Below are 15,079 nucleotides of genomic sequence, written 5' to 3'. Positions count from 1 at the left end.
CGTCGTCGACGGGTAACGGCCGTACCGGGACGCTCGCGGCTACACCAGCCCGCCGACGGCGAAGACGGCGTGACAGATCGCCACGAGCAGCCCGGAGTGGAGCAGCGCCTCGTAGCGCCCGCGGGAGGCGGTGCCGGCGAACCAGCCGGACGCGAGCATCGTCGCCTGCGTGACCACGTACAGCCGGAACCGTTCGAGCTCCGGGTGGACCGTCTCCGGCTCGGTCACGAGGTCGGTGGCGGCGGCGAGGTCGGCGAGCCGCGCGGCGTCGATCACCTGGGTGTTGACGACGGCGACGACGGCGGCGACCAGCGCGGCCGCCGCCCAGCCGACCGCGACGTACGGGTGCATCGACGAGCGGAGCGCGCGCTGCTCGCTGTACAGCTGTCCCACCTCGATCCGGAGCGTCTCGAAGACGGCGTCGGCGTCGCCGCCGGCGTTCAGCGCGCCGGTGACGAGCCCGAGCGTCCCCTCGGCGAGCGGGGTCCCCACGCGCTCGACGAACCGGTCGATGGCGGCCGCGCGCACGTCGGCGGGCCCCTCGTCGCCCCCGGTCGCCGTCGTCGATCTCAGCGCGAACGCGAGGTCGGCCACGTCGTCGTCGAGCACGCCGAGGTCGACGTCGCGAGCGACGGTCGCGACCGCGTCCGGGAACGGGCGCCCGTGCGCGACGTGGCCGGAGACGGCGTGGACGAAGTCGGCGAGCTCCCGGTCCTTCGCGTCGTCGATCCGGGTGCGCCTGACCGCGACCGCGCCCACGGGCACCGCGAACGCCGCGTACGCGAGCAGCGCCACGTTGACCAGGGTGGTCCCCGCGAGCGCGAGGCCGACCGCGAGCAGGGCGGCCGGCGGCGCGCAGAGGACCGCGGCGCTCGCCGGATTGCGCCCGACTGAGCCGAGGATCTCGCGCGGCGACCCCGGCAGGTCGTAGCTCGCGCGCTGGTTCGGCGGGCGGAGCGTCCCGACGGCGACCGCGCCGGCGAGGCCGATGGCGACGAGGAAGGCGACGGCCCCGTAGAGCACGACCGCCCGCGTCGGCACCACCCCGACCGGCGTCTCGACCGGCGGAAGCAGCTCGGGGACGACGACCGTGAGCGCGGTCGCCGCGATGACGAGCAGCGCCGGCAGCACCAGCACGGCGACGAACAGCTCCGTGAGCAGCTCCAAGAACCGCCGGGCGCGCTTGCGGGCCCGGTCCTGTCGGTGGGCGAGCATCCGGCTCTCGGTCCGGAGATACTCCGCGAGCGCCGCGTCGCCGGTCGCCGCGTGCTTGCGGAACTTCAGGAGGAAGGGGGCGAGCAGCTCCCGCGAGGGCGTGTCGCGCGCGACCCGCCGGAGCCCCTCGTCGAGGCTCCCGGCGAGCCGCGCCGCGTTGAGCGCCTTCCGCAGCGAGGTGGCCGTCCCGCCGTAGGCGTCGCTCGCGGCGGTCTTCTCGACCATCTCGCGGGGGCCGTCGCTCCCGGACGCGAGCAGTTCGAGGTACCGGACGGCCGCCGGGAGCGTCCGCTCGATGTCGGTCCGGCGCGTCGCCGTGAGCCACCGGAGGCGGAGCCCGCCGAGCCGCACCGTCGCCCGCTTCGCGAGGAGCCCGGCCGCCGCGGCGAGCCCGACGGCGACCGCCGCGGGCGACGCCGACCCGACCGGCGCGGCGCCCCCGACCGCCCGCTCGGCGACCGCGAGCAGCCCCGGCACCGCGCCGATCGCGACGAGGAGGGTCGGCGCGGCGACGGCGAGCGCGACGAGCCACGAGCACCCGTACACCCGCGACAGGTACGTCTCGAACCCGGTGTCCAGCGCGGTCCCGCGGTACCGCTTCCGGTCGGCGTCGTGCCGCCGGTCGCCCGCGTGCCGCGCGAACAGCGCGTAGAGGGCCCGGTCGATCACGGCCGAGCGACCCTCCCGCAGGAACCCGTCGGCCTCGGCGGCGTCGACGGCTCGCCCGAGCCCGCCGCTCCCGTCGTCGCCGTCGGCGGTCGGCTCCCGGCTCACGGCCGCCTCCGGTCGCCGCGCCGGTCGCCCCCGTCGGCTCCGTCGCCCTCTCCGGCTCGGTCGCCCCCGCCGGCGCCGCCGTCCTCGCGGCACATCGTCCGCGCCGCGCGCTCGACGGTCGCGGCCTCGTCGGTCCGGAGGTCGGCGAGGAACTCGAACAGCGCGTCGGCGTCGTCGACCCCCTCCCGGACGAGGTACTCGACGTACCGCCGCTTGGCGGCGAACTCCGACCGCACGGCGTCGACCTCGCGGTCGGTGTGGTCGGCGATCCGGTCGAACGCGCGGAGGCGCGGTCCCCCGTCGGTGGCGCCCGCCGCGTCGCCCTCCGGCGCGCCCGGGAACCGGAACGCCCCGTCCGCGTCGCGCCACGCGACCGCGTTGTAGTACACCGCCTCGCCGCCCTTGTCGACGACGCCGGCGCCGCCGCGCTCGGGGTTCCCGGCGGGGCTCCGCTTCGCCTCCGGGTCGAGGGCCTCGTACTCCTCGGCCGAGAGGAGCTCGACCGCCCGCGAGACGTACCGCTCGCCGTCGATCTGCCGCGGGAAGACGACGAGATCGATCTCGCGGAGGAGGTACGGCGGGAGCCCGCGCTCGACCACGCGGTTCGCGAGCGCCTCGACGTCCTCGGCGTGCGTCGACCCGATCACGCCGTGGCCCGTGTTCAGCGTCTCCGCGAACGTCTCGAAGCTCGCGGGCGTGTTGATCTCGGCGATAAGTGTCTTTTTGTGATTAAAATTTATGTACACAGAGGTTTGTTGTACTCACATGGGCGAGGGAGAGTACACCCGCGTCAACATGCGAGTTGAATCGGAGACGAAAGAGCGGTGGACGGACTTCGTCGACGAGTCGGACAATTACACGTCACTGTCGGGGCTAATCCGTACCGCCGTCAAGAACGAGATTGACCAAAGTCACGCGCCGAGTGGACAGACGAACGACGACGGTGACGGACAAGCGGATGATGATCGTCTCGCCGAGCTGCTAGAGCGGGTTCAACGGGTTGAGGAGCATGTCGTCGAGATTGAGGATGGTGTCACCCGCGTTGAGGACAGAGGTTCCGTGCCGAAAGAGGCACAAGTCGATGAGCCCCGTGCGTACCCTGACGGAGAGGTGTTCGAGGCACTCCCCGAAGGTGACGACGTCGGCGACGGCGAGACCGTCGGACAACTCGCCGAGAAACTCCCCTACGGCGAGGGTGTCGTCGGTCATACTGTTCGATTCATGGAACAAAAGAGCGGACGTGTCAAGACCGATCGGGTCGGTGAACAGTCAGTCTACTGGAAGGAGGTGTAACGATGGACGGACTACACGATGACGTCGACAGTATCGCCCCGAAAATAGTGAGCGGCCCCAGCGACGCTCGTGTGAGCCGACTTCGACAGTTTAGCAGCTGGTGGGAAGAGAACGGTGAGGGCTCCCCACTTAAGGCGGATACAGGTGATGTCGTTGACTTCCTAAACAGCGAAGATGACCGCGGGCTCGCCCCTCACTCACTTGTCGGCACGAAGCAGACGCTATCGGAAATGTTTGATGCGGCGATCGATCTTGGCTATACGGATCGTCAAGATAATCCTGTCAAAAATGCGAATATCGGAAGATATGTCGACAGCTATGGTACCACCACGAGGAAACAAGAGTTTGCCGACAAGGAAGGTGTTGTTTATCTGGAGGCCGAGGAGACTCGGAAGCTACGTGAGAGCGTCCCCGCGCCGAAGGTTCGTAACGAACTACTCGTAAAACTGATGATTCAGGTCGGGGCGAGACGAAACGAAGTTACGAGTATCAAGTTAGATGATATTGACCGCGACAAGCGGGCTGTTACCCTTCGAGATGACAAGAAACAGAAGGTCCGCACTGTTCCGTATTCTGACTTGTCGCCTGAGCTTGATCTGTGGCTCGACAAGTATCGGGCGAGTAACAAGCCTGCGCAGCGCAGTGAGTATCTGTTCGTGACGGAACAGTCTGAGCAACTGTCACCCAACCGTATCGGTGAGATCATCAAAAAAGCCGCCGAGGAAGCGGGGATTCAAGAAGTAATGTACCACGATGCGAGCGGTAATCCACGGCGGAAGGTGACGCCTCATACTCTTCGACATACGTTTGCGGTTCGGATGTTGGAGGAGGGCGTCGATATACGGTACCTCCAGCAGCTGATGGGCCATACGGACATTTCCCAAACAGAAGTGTACCTGAAGATCACTGACAAAGAAGCCCGTGAGGCATATCGAGAAGCAAACCCAACATTTGAGGAGTGACAGCGGTTGTGGGCGATTGAAACGCCTCTCGGCGACTGTCCCGAGTTCGAGGTGTCGGGCGTCTATACTGCGGTTCGAGATACGTCTGTAACGGCGCGCTGAGCGGATTCCGACTCTATACGATGTTTCCCTCTCGGTAGCGGTTGACTCGTCTTAGCGCGTCAATACACGCCGATATGAGGATGTTCTCATGCCTTGACGGAGGCTGTGCGAGGTCGACTGATCTCTATGGCGGTAGGCGCGTCGTTCAGGCCGAGCTTTTGCACAGCGTTTTACTTGAGTCAGTAAGAGCATGTAATATGGCTAATGCTTGGGTTTTGAACACGCTGGAATCGCACTGGGATCACTGCGTTCGAGGGCCGACCGACGGGACAAAGCATCCTGATCACCACCTTGGTGAGCCGTGGCATGGAATACCTGAAGGGGGCCGTTCCCCAGACCCGTCAAGGCTTGACCCGGGTGACTTGTTCATAGTACGTGAGAAGGGTATAGGCGTCCGTGGTATTTGGACGTTTGAAGAGGCCAGACGCGTTACCGACCAATCGATATTAGCAGATTCGTGGCGGGATCACGACGGTGAAATGTTGGACTACGAATGGATCCTTTACTGTCGGGGACAACCTGAAAGAGAGCTAAGTACACCCTTTAGGGAAGACTGGACGGGTGATTTCCCGCTTGAGACGCCGCACATTATGGGGACTGCCATCGGGAGCGAGGAGGTGATTGAAGCATACGTGAGTCATCTGCTATCTCACAGTATCTCGGAGTCGAGCAAATCCCGTCTGCGTGATGTGCTTGAGACAGAGATTGAGGAGGACAATCAACCAGCCGACTATGAGCAACCAGACCGAACACGTACGGAGTCGACGCGACCAATACGAGACACAACTCTGACTCGGGAAATGAAAGAAACGTACGATGACGTGTGTATGGTCTGCGGCGACACACGTCTCAAGTCCCCTAGCGATACATACTCAGAGGCGCATCATCTCAAGCCGCTCGGCCGACCGCATGAAGGCCCCGACAACAGGCGGAACATTCTGGTCCTCTGTCCGAACCATCATGCCGATTTTGACTACGGAATGATCCGTGTCGACCCTATGAGCTTGGAAATAACGCACACTCAGTCAGATACTGACGGAAGTACATTAGAGGTCGCTCCGGACCACGATATTGACGAGGAATTCCTGCGGTATCACAACGAGCAAATCGCTAAAATCTGATTTCGCCGCTTCACGCGCGTCACCCGGACGTCCGCGCATGCGCTGGCCGGACCGATGTCTGTGTGCTTGGCGCCGCACATCGGTATACTGCATGTGACAATAGTGTATGTGGAGCGTGAGCGCGCGATTTCCGCACACGCGCCAACCAAGGCGGTCCCATGTCGACGCCCGGATACCTATCACGTTGCGTATCAGTCGCCCATCGTCGCGCCCCCACTTTCGTCGCATATCGGTCACCCGCAGAGTGAGGGCCGTCAGTTGTCTTAACCAACAGTCGGACCTATCACCGCCGAGTGTTGGTTAACACCGCGGTCGACGGCCGTGCAACGACGAGCGACGGCGGTCAAGTGGATGTAGTGCGAGTTTGCAGTTGACTCGCGGTCCAGTACGATTAAGTACATGTCGCTGTCATGTTGGGCCAACACAAAATGTTCCTTGGCAACAACCAACAGTTAGCCAGCAAAGTGTCCTCAGCGATTGAGGACTGGACTCCCTCCGAAGCATACGGACATGAGTCAAAGTTCCAAAACGAGTTACAGGAGTACTTGGATCAACGGCTCAATTCGGGAAACGACATGATGCTCGGCCCTACTGAGGAGATCGTAGTTGAGCGTGAGCACGGTAACGTTAATGGTGACGTTGTGGTGAACGGTGATATTGGAATCGAAATGAAGCGTGACCTTAGCAACAGCCAAACAAAGAAGCTTCGAGGGCAGATCGAGGAGTACCAGAAAGAGTATACTCATGTGATTGCACTTGCCTGCGGGATTGATGACATGGATGGGTGGCGGAAACTGAAGAACGACTATGAGAATCAGATGGGAATGGGGATGGACCCGGATGCCGCTCCTGTCAAGTTCATTCACAAGAAGAAAACCAACTACGGAGAGGGAGCGTCAGCAGATCAGTATAACCGTGCTGATGGTAGCGGTCCCACTGGTGATGGATTCGAGGAACTGGCGAGCGTGGTGGAAGATGGCGTGAGGGGGTACCAATCGCTCACAGGCGACGGGACCATGGAGTCAGGCAAGGCAACGGCAGCTGTCGCAAAGGCGGTGTTTGTGGTTGGGTTTGTTCTTGTGCTGCTTGTTTATGTGTTCATCACCTTCATGTAAGTAGACGAGGCGAGAGACGGCCGTGCGACGCCGAGCGACGGCGGTCTCGGGCGTCTAACCCTAAGGTTGACCCACAGAGACGGCCGTCGAGAAGCCCTCCCACACCGTACGGGGGCTTTCCTGCCGAGCTATTTTTCACGGGAGTAGGTCGCAGAAACAAGGCCGTTGTGTCGCAGTCGTGCGACACACTCGGTATCTGTCGCGCCGACTTTACAGAATACTGATATGTCTGCCGCCCCCGAGTGACGGGCGTGCATGTTCGACCATGCCCGTGAACTCGACGACGACGAGACGGTGACTGAGACAATCAGACTCGCCGACGGTACCACGATTGTCGGCGTCGATCCATTTCGTCCGATCGATTCGCGTCTCGTTGACGACGACGGGGGTCGGGAGCCTGTCGACGTCGAGGAGACGACGGTCTCCCACTTCTAACGGCGGTCCCGCCCGTCCGACGTCCGTCCCGCGCCGAGAGACCGCCGTGGTGTCGACGTCAACGGCAGCAAGAGGCGGCTACGGCCGTACAGTGCTAAGGGGACTCGATCTGTAATTAGATCTTACTCACACAGATACACATATCTCGGCGATCACCTCGACGTCCGGATTCAGGTAGTTCGCCTCGGTCATCAGCTCCGACATGCTCACGGCCTTGTACGCCTCCTCGTGCTCGCGGGTCGTGAGCGACACCCCGGTCTCGTGCGGGAGCCGCACCTCCCGGGAGCCCTCGTCGATCGACACCGGCCGGTCGTCGAACGGGATTAAGGGGGTGTGCGCGTTGAGCAGCGTCGTCTTCCCCACGCCGGTCGGCCCGGCGAAGAGGACGACGCCGCGGTGCTCGTACAGCAGCCACAGCAGCGTGACGAGGTCGGCCGAGAGCGTCCCCCGCTCGATCAGGTCGACCGGCGTCATGGCGTCCGGGCTCTGCTTCCGGATCGAGACGTGGGGGCCGTCGGCGGAGATGACGGGCAGCGCCACCGCACAGCGGACCGTCTCGTCGACCCCCTCCACGTCGAGGTTCACCTTCGCCGACGGCGTCGAGGCGTTGAGCTCGGTGCCGTCGCGGGCCGCCAGCCCCGTGACGACGTTAACGAACGTCGTCTCGTCCTCGAACGCGAGGTTGGTGGGGACTCGGGCGCCGGCGTCGGGGGTCGCCGCGTCGCGGTCGCTCCCGCCCCCCGCGGCGCCGTCGCCCTCGGCGTCCGCCCCCCGCAGCACTGACGCCCGCGGGACGACCTTCACGCGCTCGCCGACCCGGTTGGCCTCCACGTCCTCCAGGTTCGGGTCCCGGATCGGGACCGTGAGGATCCCCTCGCCGACGAAGTCGCGGAGCACGTAGTACGCCAGGTCGTCGAGCCGGTCGCGGGCGTACCGCGAGTCGACCGGCGGCACGGCGAGCCCGCGGTCGGCCAGCGCGGACCGGACGCGGTGGGCCGCCGCGTCGAGCCACGCCCGGGTGTTGCGCGCGGTGAGCCGCCGCGAGAGGAACCGCCGCGCGTGCTCGGCGACGAACGCCTCGCGGTCGTCCACGGCGCCGTCGACGGTCGTCTCCCAGATCCGCTCTTTGCACTCCTCGATCAGCGCCGCGTCCCCCGGGAGGAGGTCCGGTTCCAACACCGCGTACTTCGTCTCGAACGCGTCGGAGCCGAGCAGCCGCTCGCGGTAGACGACCACGTCCACCGAGAGCCCCGCGAAGCCGACCGCGTACCGCGCGAGCCGCTCGGCGGCGACCCGCTCCACGTAGTCGGCGTCGGCGTCGATCCCCGTCTCCAGGGGCGCGAAGGTCTCCGTGTGGACGACCAGCTCGCGCTCGTCGCCCACGTCGGCCACCTCGATCCGGTCGTCCAGCGCGAGCGGCGTCACGTCGCCGAGTAGCCGGAGGTCACGCAGCGCGTGGTAGCCGACCCGCCGGCGCGCGGCGGCGCTCGCGTCGAGCAGGCGGTCGAGCGCGCGGTCGTACTTCGGCTCGAACCCCGCCTCGGCCCGTTCGACGACGCCGACGCGAGTGAGCGGGCGGCGGTGCCGGACCGCGGAGAAGTGGTCGCGGACGCGCTCCAGCGCCGCCTCGTCGGCGGGCGACAGCGGCGGCTCCCGCACGTCGTAGCCGAACCGCCCGCCGTCGCGCTCGCGCATAGTGGCGACGACGCCCGGCGCGGCCTCGTACTGCGCCCGCACCTCGGGCGCGTACCACGCCTCGGGGTCGTCCGGCGGGACGGGCGCCGGCACCGCGCCGTCCCGGTCCCCGTCGGACTCGTCGGCGATTCGGAGCGTCGGACCGTCGCTCACGGGCGGACCTCCCGCCCGCGCCGCCGGCGTGTCGGCGGGTCGCTGGACCGCGTCATCGTTCGATCGGCGGGTGACCGCCTGACCCGGTTAAGGGTTCTTTTCTGTCACTACCTCGATGTTTAATCGCGGAGAAACGAACGCGGGGCCGCCGCCGTCGCCGGCCGCCTCACCACCATCACCACCGACCGCACCGCCGCCGCCGACCGACCGCTTCGCTGCCGTCACCGACCGACCGCCTCGCCGCCGTCGCCAACTTCTTGCCCGTCTCGGACGGACGGGGCACCGATGACGGACACCATGCGAGCCGCGGTCGTCCCGGAACCCGGCGCCGAGTTCGAACTCGAAGAGCGAGCGGTCCCCGAGCCCGGTCCCGGCGAGGTCCGGGTCGCCGTCGAGGCGTGCGGGATCTGCCGCAGCGACGAGTTCGTCGTGGAGGGGGCGTACCCCGGCGTGAGCTACCCGCGCGTCCCCGGCCACGAGATCGCCGGGACGGTCGACGCGGTCGGCGACGCGGTCGAGGCGTGGGAGCCGGGCGAGCGCGTCGGCGCGGGCTGGCACGGCGGGCACTGCTTCACCTGCGAGCCGTGTCGCCGCGGGCAGTTCCTCCAGTGCGAGAACGCCGAGATCACCGGCCTGAGCTTCGACGGCGGCTACGCCGAGTACGCGACGGTCCCCGCCGAGGCGCTGGCTGCGATCCCCGACGCCCTCGACGCGGTCGACGCCGCGCCGCTGCTCTGCGCCGGGATCACGACCTACAACGCCCTGCGCAACTCGGACGCCCGGGCCGGCGACCTCGTCGCGGTCGTCGGCGTCGGCGGCCTCGGCCACCTCGGGGTCCAGTACGCCCACGCGGCCGGCTACGAGACGGTCGCGGTCTCGCGCAGCCCCGACAAGGAGTCGCTCGCGAGGGAGCTCGGCGCCGACCACTTCGTGAACGCCGCCGAGGAGGACCCGGCCGAACGGCTCTCGGAGCTGGGCGGCGCGAGCGCCGTCCTCACGACCGCGCCCGCGAGCGACGCCATCGAGTCGGTCGTGGGCGGGCTCGGGATCGACGGTTCCGTGATCGTCGCCGGGATCCCCGGCGAGCCGGTGGCGGTCGACGCCCAGCAGCTCGTCGGGACGCGCGGCGCGGTCGAGGGCTGGGGGTCGGGCCACGCCCGCGACTCGCAGGACACCCTTGAGTTCAGTGCCCTGCGCGACATCACCCCCGAGGTCGAGACGTACGCGCTCGACGACGTCGCCGCCGCGTACGACCGCATGGCCGACAACGAGGCGCGGTTCCGCGTCGTCCTGGAGCCGTAGGCGGCGCGGTCCGCATCGACTCGACCACCGGACCGCACCGGTCCGGCTACCGGCCCGCACCGACTCGACCACTGGACCGCACCGACTCGACCACCGACCCGAACCGGCCCGACCGTCGGCCGATCGATCGTCCGATTTCCGCCCCGACCGGGTTCCGTCACCCTCTCACTTTTGTCTCGCCCGCCGGAAACGGACCGCATGCGCGCAGCCGTCTTCAACGGTCCCGGCGAGATCGACGTCGAAGAGCGACCCCGCCCCGAGATCGAGGCCCCGACCGACGCGATCGTCCGGGTGACTCACACCGCGATCTGCGGCTCGGACCTCTGGTTCTACCGCGGCGACAGCGATCGCGACGAGGGGTCCCCGGTCGGCCACGAGCCGATGGGGATCGTCGAGGCGGTCGGCGACGACGTGACCTCGGTCGCCCCCGGCGACCGCGTGCTCGCGCCGTTCGCCATCTCCTGCGGCGAGTGCGAGTTCTGCCGGAAGGGGCTCCACACCTCCTGCGCGAACGGCGACTCGTGGGGCGGCGACAACGGCGGCGGCCAGGGCGAGTACGTCCGGTCGACCCACGCGGACGGGACGCTCGTGCGCGTCCCCGACCGCCACGCCGACGACGAGGAGACGCTCCGCTCGCTTTTACCCCTGACCGACGTGCTGGGGACCGGCCACCACGCGGCCGTCAGCGCGGGCGTCGAGGCGGGCTCGACGGTGGCCGTCGTCGGCGACGGCGCGGTCGGGCTCTGCGGCGTCCTCGCCGCGCGCCGGCTCGGCGCCGAGCGAATTATCGCGGTGGGCCACCACGAGGACAGGCTCGAACTCGCCGAGGAGTTCGGCGCCACCGAGACCGTCTCCGAGCGCGGGGAGGCCGCGGTCGAGCGGATTCGGGAGCTGACCTACGGCGGGCCGAACCGCGTGATGGAGTGCGTCGGCGCCGCGAGCGCGATGAACACCGCGATCGACGCCGTCCGCCCCGGCGGTCGGATCGGCTACATCGGGGTGCCGTACGGCGTCGAGGAGGAGGGCCTCGACGCCTTCGGCCTGTTCGGCGACAACGTCACGCTCGCCGGGGGCGTCGCCCCCGTCCGCGCGTACGCCGAGGAGCTGATGGCCGACGTGCTGCAGGGGACGCTCGACCCCGCGCCGGTCTTCACCGAGACGGTCGGGCTCGACGGGGTCGCCGAGGGGTACCGGATGATGGACGAGCGCGAGGCGATCAAGGTGCTGGTAAAACCGTAGCACTGCGGTCTCGGCCGCTTTAGACGCTGCTCTCGGCACAATGCTTATGAGCGACCGAGCCTTGCGAACAGTTGTCATGTGCCATCATCACATCGAGGCGCGCTCGATCGAGGAGATCCGAGAGCGTCACCGGTCCGAGGAGGCGGACGAACGGCTCGACGAGACCCCCGACGTCGAGGCCGTCGACGATTCGGCCGACGACGCGGAACCGCCGGCCGAGCCGCGCGCCCCGGCCGACGACTGACGCGGCCGGAGGCGACTCCGCCCCGAACCCCGACGATTTTTCGCGGTCGCCGCCCCCGCCAGCAATCGCGCCGCCAGCGACCGCGCCGCCGGTGCTCCGCCCGCGTCGAGGTCGGCGGACCCGCCGCCGGGGAACCGCGTCGCGCCGATATTCACTCGCTTCCGACTCAGAGAAAATACCCCCGCGTGAGGTAGCTTTATTTCCGTGGCCGAGCGTGGTAGAGCCGCTATATGACGGACGTCACTCTTCGCCGGACGCAGCTTGCAACGCCCGCGAGCGACGAGAAAATGATGCACTCGGCGGCCGACAGCGACGCCGACGAGGTGTTCCTCGACCTGGAGGACTCCGTGGCGCCGAACGCCAAGCCGGACGCGCGCGAGCCGCTTATCGAGGCCGCCCGCGAGGAGGACTGGAGCGACAAAGTCCTCAGCTTCCGGATGAACGGGATCGACACCAAGTGGTGGTACGACGACCTGATCACGGTCGTCGGCGAGGCGGGCGAGTTCATCGACGACATCATCGTCCCGAAGGTCAAGTCCGCCAGCGACGTCCACACCGTCGAGAACCTCCTCGCGCAGGTCGAGGAGAACAACGACCTGGAGGTCGGCGGCATCGGCCTCGAACCCCAGATCGAGGACGGCGAGGGGATCCACAACGTCCACGACATCGCGCACGCCTCCGACCGGCTCTCCTCCATCATCTTCGGCCCCGGCGACTACTCCGCGGCGATGGGGACGCCCGGACTCGACATCGGCCAGTTCCCGGAGTATCCGGGCCACTACTGGCACCACGCCCTCTCCGAGTGTAACTCCGCCGCGAAGTCGGCCGGGCTGCCGTGCCTCGACGGCCCGTACGCCGACATCGAAGACCCCGACGGCTTCCGCGACTCGGCCGAGCGCGCCAACATGATCGGCTGCGACGGCAAGTGGGCGATCCACCCGTCGCAGATCGAGATCGGCAACGAAGTGTTCGCGCCGGACCCGGAGACCGCCGAGCGCGCCAAGCGCATCGTCGACGCCTACGCCGAGGCGATGGAGGAGGGCAAAGGCGCCGTGAGCGTCGACGGGCAGATGGTCGACGAGGCGACCAACAAGATGGCCCAGGACATCGTCGAGACCGCCGAGGCCGCCGGCATCCTCTAACGGTCACGTCCGACGCCGAGCGATCTCTTTTTATTGCTTCTATCGGTCCCGAAACGCGATTTCCCGTCTCCTCCGCGCTCACCGGACCGCGGTCACTCGACGGGTGCCGGGAGGAACGGCGTCGGGTCGTCGTGGACGAACCGAACGGTGTCGTCGTTCAGTCGGCGACAGAAGAGCCGCACGACCCCCGCGTCCCTGATCGATTCGATCGTCTCCGCCGCCCGGCTCGGATCGTAGTACGCGGGGACGAACGCGGCCGTCTCGCTCTCGGGGGCGATCTCGACGACGAGCAGGTAGACCAGCCCGTCGCCCTCCGCCCGGAACACCTCGACGTCTCGGAACTCCCGGTCGCCGACGAGCGATTCGAGGTCCTCGAACTCCGGGCCGGGGAGGACGACGTCGAGGCCGGTCCGGCGGTCCGAGTCGACGAGGACCGAGTCGCCGGGGTGCAGTTCGAGCGTCGTCCACCCGCGCTCCCGGTACTCCGCCGCGGTCGCCTCCATGTCCTCGATGACCGCGGTCCACCCGTCTCCGACCTGTGCGTTCGCGGGTGCGTCGCCGCCTGCTGGTTCGCCCATACCTGGAGACGCGCCGGTAGTCGGTTGAATGTTTCCACTGGGGAGCGGCTCCCGTCCGCACGTCGGCGTCCCCGCCGCGCCGAACACGCGGACGCCCGAGCGACAGATTGAGTACCCTCGTGCGAATTGTTCGCAGACGTTCGCATGAGCCCGCCGAACGCCCGCCCCTTCGACCCGGTCGAAGCGACCGTTTCGGAGATCCGCGACGCGTACGAGACCGGCGAGACGACCGCCGAGGCGGTCGCCGACGCGCACCTCGCGCGGATCGACGAGCACGACGACGAGCTGAACGCGATCCTCGCGGTGAACCGGGACGCGCGGGACCGCGCACGCGAACTCGACGCCGCGTTCGACCGCGACGGGTTTGTCGGTCCCCTCCACGGGATCCCGGTCGTGCTCAAGGACAACCAGGACACGCGCGACATGCCGACGACCGCCGGCTCGACCGCCCTCGCCGAGTCGCGGCCGCCCCGGGACGCGTCCGTCGTCAGGCGGCTCCGCGAGGCCGGCGCCGTCGTCCTCGCCAAGGCCAACCTGCAGGAGCTCTCCTTCGGGGTCGACACGGTCAGCTCCCTCGGCGGGGCGACGCGGAACGCGTACGCCCTCGACCGGCGCCCGTCCGGGTCGAGCGGCGGGACCGCGGCCGCCGTCGCGGCGAGCTTCGCCGTCGTCGGGACCGGGACCGACACCTGCTCGTCGGTGCGGTCGCCGCCCGCGTTCAACGACGCCGTCGGGGTTCGGCCCACGACGGGGCTCGTCAGCCGGACGGGCATCGTCCCCCTGAGCGACACCCAGGACACGGCCGGCCCGATCGCCCGGACGGTCGAGGACGCGGCGCGGACGCTCGAAGCGATGGCCGGCTACGACCCGGCCGACCCCGTCACGGCCCGCGGCGTCGGTCGGATCCCGGACGAGGGGTACGCCGCGGGGCTCGACCCCGACGCGCTCACTGGGGCGCGGATCGGCGTCGCGCGGGAGTTCTTCGGCCTCCGAAACGACGAGAGCGCGCCGGCGCGCGCCGCCGAGCGCGTGACGGCGGTCGTCGAGGACGCGATCGGCGAGCTGGAGGCGGCGGGCGCGACGATCGTCGACCCCGTCGACGTCGTCGATCGGACCCGGCTCGAAAGCGCTCGGGTGCTCGAATACGAGTTCGCTCGCGACTTCGACGCGTACCTCGCCGAGCTGGGCGACGCGGCCCCGCACGACTCGCTGGCCGACGTCGTCGCGACCGGTGAGCTTCACCCGTCGGTCCAGGCCAGGTTCGAGGACGCGGCGATCCTCGACACCGACGTCGACGCGCTCGACGAGAACACCGGCTACCTGCGGAGCCTCCGCCGCCGCGAGGCGATCCGGGACGCCGTGCTCGCCCGGATGGCGGCCGACGACCTCGACGCGGTCCTCTACCCCCCGTCGCGGGTGCCGCCGGTCGAGATCCCCGACAACCAGCCCTTCGAGGAGATGAACTGCGAGCTCGCCGCGCACACGGGGCTCCCCGCGATCGTCGTCCCGGCCGGGTTCACCCCGGCGGGGCTGCCGGTCGGCGTCGAGCTGCTCGGTCGCGCGTTCGACGAGCGCCGGCTGTTCGAGCTCGCGTACGCCTTCGAGCGGGCGACCGACCACCGACGGCCGCCGGACCGGTTCGTCGAGTAGCGGAGGCGGTCGTTGGCGGGGAACGCGCTCGCCGACGCCTCGGCGGAATCTCCCATATG

At 68.0% G+C, this 15,079-nt stretch carries 13 protein-coding genes and 2 pseudogenes; 10 read left to right on the top strand and 5 right to left on the bottom strand.

Features of this window, described 5'->3' with window-relative positions; all coding sequences use genetic code 11:
* Positions 1-39: 39 nt before the first annotated feature.
* Both ACFQMF_RS10720 and ACFQMF_RS10715 read right to left on the bottom strand, forming a co-directional pair.
* The gene (locus ACFQMF_RS10720) at positions 40-1,989 is read right to left on the bottom strand and encodes a type II secretion system F family protein (RefSeq protein WP_256409235.1); all 1,950 of its coding nucleotides are present in this window, start codon (positions 1,987-1,989) and stop codon (positions 40-42) included.
* Positions 1,986-2,705, bottom strand: a pseudogene (locus ACFQMF_RS10715) (secretion system protein); the annotation flags it as partial. The gene ACFQMF_RS10720 and the pseudogene ACFQMF_RS10715, both read right to left, overlap by 4 nt.
* A 49-nt stretch (positions 2,706-2,754) precedes the next feature.
* Here ACFQMF_RS10715 and ACFQMF_RS10710 point away from each other — a divergent pair.
* The 5 genes from ACFQMF_RS10710 (at position 2,755) to ACFQMF_RS10690 (ending at position 7,017) form a co-directional block, all read left to right on the top strand.
* The gene (locus ACFQMF_RS10710; protein WP_256409234.1) at positions 2,755-3,282 is read left to right on the top strand and encodes a hypothetical protein; all 528 of its coding nucleotides are present in this window, start codon (positions 2,755-2,757) and stop codon (positions 3,280-3,282) included.
* A 2-nt stretch (positions 3,283-3,284) separates the two neighbouring features.
* Complete coding sequence (locus ACFQMF_RS10705) at positions 3,285-4,244, top strand: tyrosine-type recombinase/integrase (RefSeq protein WP_256409233.1); 960 nt, start codon at positions 3,285-3,287, stop codon at positions 4,242-4,244.
* Positions 4,245-4,543: 299 nt separating this feature from the next.
* Positions 4,544-5,467 (top strand): HNH endonuclease, encoded by a 924-nt coding sequence (locus ACFQMF_RS10700; RefSeq protein WP_256409232.1) that lies wholly within the window; start codon positions 4,544-4,546, stop codon positions 5,465-5,467.
* Between the two features lie 428 nt (positions 5,468-5,895).
* Complete coding sequence (locus ACFQMF_RS10695; protein ID WP_256409231.1) at positions 5,896-6,582, top strand: hypothetical protein; 687 nt, start codon at positions 5,896-5,898, stop codon at positions 6,580-6,582.
* Between the two features lie 255 nt (positions 6,583-6,837).
* Complete coding sequence (locus tag ACFQMF_RS10690) at positions 6,838-7,017, top strand: hypothetical protein (RefSeq protein WP_256409230.1); 180 nt, start codon at positions 6,838-6,840, stop codon at positions 7,015-7,017.
* Positions 7,018-7,158: 141 nt separating this feature from the next.
* Here ACFQMF_RS10690 and ACFQMF_RS10685 read toward each other — a convergent pair.
* Positions 7,159-8,865: pseudogene (locus ACFQMF_RS10685) on the bottom strand (type II/IV secretion system ATPase subunit); the annotation flags it as partial.
* An 87-nt stretch (positions 8,866-8,952) separates the two neighbouring features.
* The gene (locus ACFQMF_RS10680) at positions 8,953-9,090 is read right to left on the bottom strand and encodes a hypothetical protein (RefSeq protein WP_256409229.1); all 138 of its coding nucleotides are present in this window, start codon (positions 9,088-9,090) and stop codon (positions 8,953-8,955) included.
* Positions 9,091-9,162: 72 nt separating this feature from the next.
* Here ACFQMF_RS10680 and ACFQMF_RS10675 point away from each other — a divergent pair, with 72 nt between their 5' ends.
* The 4 genes from ACFQMF_RS10675 (at position 9,163) to ACFQMF_RS10660 (ending at position 12,792) form a co-directional block, all read left to right on the top strand.
* A complete protein-coding gene (locus ACFQMF_RS10675) occupies positions 9,163-10,167 on the top strand; it encodes an alcohol dehydrogenase (protein ID WP_256409272.1) in 1,005 nt (334 codons plus the stop codon).
* A 198-nt stretch (positions 10,168-10,365) separates the two neighbouring features.
* The gene (locus ACFQMF_RS10670; protein ID WP_256409228.1) at positions 10,366-11,406 is read left to right on the top strand and encodes a zinc-dependent alcohol dehydrogenase family protein; all 1,041 of its coding nucleotides are present in this window, start codon (positions 10,366-10,368) and stop codon (positions 11,404-11,406) included.
* Positions 11,407-11,452: 46 nt separating this feature from the next.
* Positions 11,453-11,650 carry a hypothetical protein gene (locus tag ACFQMF_RS10665; RefSeq protein ID WP_256409227.1) on the top strand — a complete coding sequence of 66 codons (198 nt, stop codon included), beginning with the start codon at positions 11,453-11,455 and terminating at the stop codon, positions 11,648-11,650.
* A 230-nt stretch (positions 11,651-11,880) separates the two neighbouring features.
* Positions 11,881-12,792: an HpcH/HpaI aldolase/citrate lyase family protein gene (locus ACFQMF_RS10660; protein ID WP_256409226.1), complete on the top strand. Its 912-nt coding sequence runs from the start codon at positions 11,881-11,883 to the stop codon at positions 12,790-12,792.
* A gap of 92 nt (positions 12,793-12,884) precedes the next feature.
* On the opposite strand, the gene ACFQMF_RS10655 is transcribed toward ACFQMF_RS10660, so the two are convergent.
* The gene (locus ACFQMF_RS10655; RefSeq protein WP_256409225.1) at positions 12,885-13,370 is read right to left on the bottom strand and encodes a DUF7529 family protein; all 486 of its coding nucleotides are present in this window, start codon (positions 13,368-13,370) and stop codon (positions 12,885-12,887) included.
* Positions 13,371-13,514: 144 nt separating this feature from the next.
* On the opposite strand from ACFQMF_RS10655, the gene ACFQMF_RS10650 reads away from it, so the two are divergent.
* Entirely contained in the window at positions 13,515-15,020 is a 1,506-nt protein-coding gene (locus ACFQMF_RS10650) for an amidase (protein ID WP_256409224.1), read from the top strand.
* Positions 15,021-15,079: the final 59 nt, after the last annotated feature.

Source organism: Halorubrum rutilum (genome assembly GCF_042665015.1).
Taxonomy (GTDB): Archaea; Halobacteriota; Halobacteria; order Halobacteriales; family Haloferacaceae; genus Halorubrum; species Halorubrum rutilum.
Note: the sequence above shows the minus strand (reverse complement) of the source record. Positions and strands in the feature narration are given on the sequence as shown.